Source organism: Shewanella sp. 11B5 (genome assembly GCF_002836795.1).
Taxonomy (GTDB): Bacteria; Pseudomonadota; Gammaproteobacteria; order Enterobacterales; family Shewanellaceae; genus Shewanella; species Shewanella frigidimarina.
In genome coordinates this window covers 1-1,702 of record NZ_PJAP01000806.1, presented here as the reverse complement: position 1 = coordinate 1,702, position 1,702 = coordinate 1, and the positions used below count along the sequence as shown (strand labels likewise).

General features: G+C 43.5%; 1 protein-coding gene. It reads right to left on the bottom strand.

Annotated features, from left to right (window positions below):
- Positions 1-1,702, bottom strand: a 1,702-nt coding sequence (locus tag CXF78_RS21515; RefSeq protein ID WP_219622086.1) for a hypothetical protein, incomplete at both ends; no start/stop codon positions are given.

The window sequence follows — 1,702 nt, the reverse complement described above, 5'->3', positions numbered from 1 at the left end:
ATTGGTTAAGCTGACTTATCGTTTGGGCAAGTTGCTGCTGTTTGGCTTCTGACTGGGCAATATAATCAGTTAACTTATGTTGTTGCTGCTCATGTAATTCAAACGTTACCGCAAGCGCCTGAGTGTGTTGTTGCCACTGTTGCTCAGTTGTTTGTAATTCAGTTTGCGCTTGGCTCAATTGCATGAGCGAGTTGTCGTAGTTAACTTGCAACGCCGTTTGTTGATTTTTAAGCTGCTCACCTTGCTGTTTAATCGCATCAAGTTCAATTTGTAGTTGCTGCATTCTTTGTTCGGTAACAGACACATTCAATGCTTCATAACGCTCAACTAACGGGTGATCTGTCGAACCGCACAATGCACAAGGTTCACCGGCTTTAAGCTTGGCGCGCTCTAAGGTTAAATTGGCAATTTGCTGTTCTTGCTGCAGTATGGTTTGCAGATCTTTTACTTGCTGATTTTTTTCACTCCACTGGGTTCTTACCAGCGAAAGTGACTGCGCTAGGGCCTGTAAATCAGTGTTAAATTGCACCGATTGACTGCTTAATTGTTGGCATTGTTGCTGCTGACGCACAAAGTGACTAAATAGCTGAGTTAACTGATAACGCCCAGCTTGTTGCTCGACCAGTTGTTGGTAATCATGATTAATCTGATTTTCGTCTTGGCCAGCCAATAATGTCGTTATTGCTTGCTGGCTGTCGGCTTGTTGAGCTAACGCTTGGGTGACCGTCGTTTTGGCAAGCTTAATTTGCGGCGAAAGTTCAGTTAACGTTGTTTGAGTTTGCTCGATATTGTGTTGTTGCTGAACTCGTTGAGTGTCAAGTTGGCTCAACTGCTGGTTTAATTGCAATACTTGGCTGTATTGTGTCTGCCAAGCCGCAAACTTTTTCGCCACTTCTTGGCCTTGCGGCAAATTATCAAGTTGTTGCTGTATATCCTGCTTTGCAGACGAGAGTTGTTGTTGCAATGCCATCAACTGTTGCTGTTGCTCAATCGTTTTGTGTTGTTGCTCAGCCGTTTGCTGATGGCTTAATATGACCTGAGACAATTGATAGTTCAATTGGCTAATGTGTTGGTCTAACGGCAACACCAGTTTGTCGATAAGATTAAGTAAATCTTTGTGTGCTTGGTTGGTTTTATCAACGCTTTGCTTAGCTTGCGTTTGCTTGTGGGTGTGCTGTCGCAGTGTTTGTTCAGCTACACTAACTTGTTCCGTTAACTGTTCAATCTGTTCCGATAATACTCGGGTGCTTAACTGGGCTTTTTGTTGCTGTTCAAATAGAGGCTGGATTTGCTGTGCTGGCTCACTATGTTCAAGTCGAGTTAGTTCATCGCTATGTTGCTGTACGCTAGACAGTGCTTGTTGCTGTTGAGCCTGAATGTTAACTAATGTCTGCTGCGATTGCTCAGTATTGTCTGCCCAGGTTATAAATTGGCTTAATTGAGCTAATTGCTGTTGATCGATCACGAGCGCCTGATTGAGTTGTTCAATCTGTAGTTGCTGCGCCACAACTTGTTGTTCATCAAATAACTCAACACTGCCAAGCTTAGCTTCAAGTACCTTCAAGTTCGTTTTGGCATCAGAAAAATGCTGATGTACTCGCGCTGAAATTAAGCTGTAAATTTCAGTACCGGTTAGCTCTTCCAATAGCTCTGCACGCTCATTGGCTTCGGCATTTAAAAAAGCGGCAAACTGGCCTTGTGA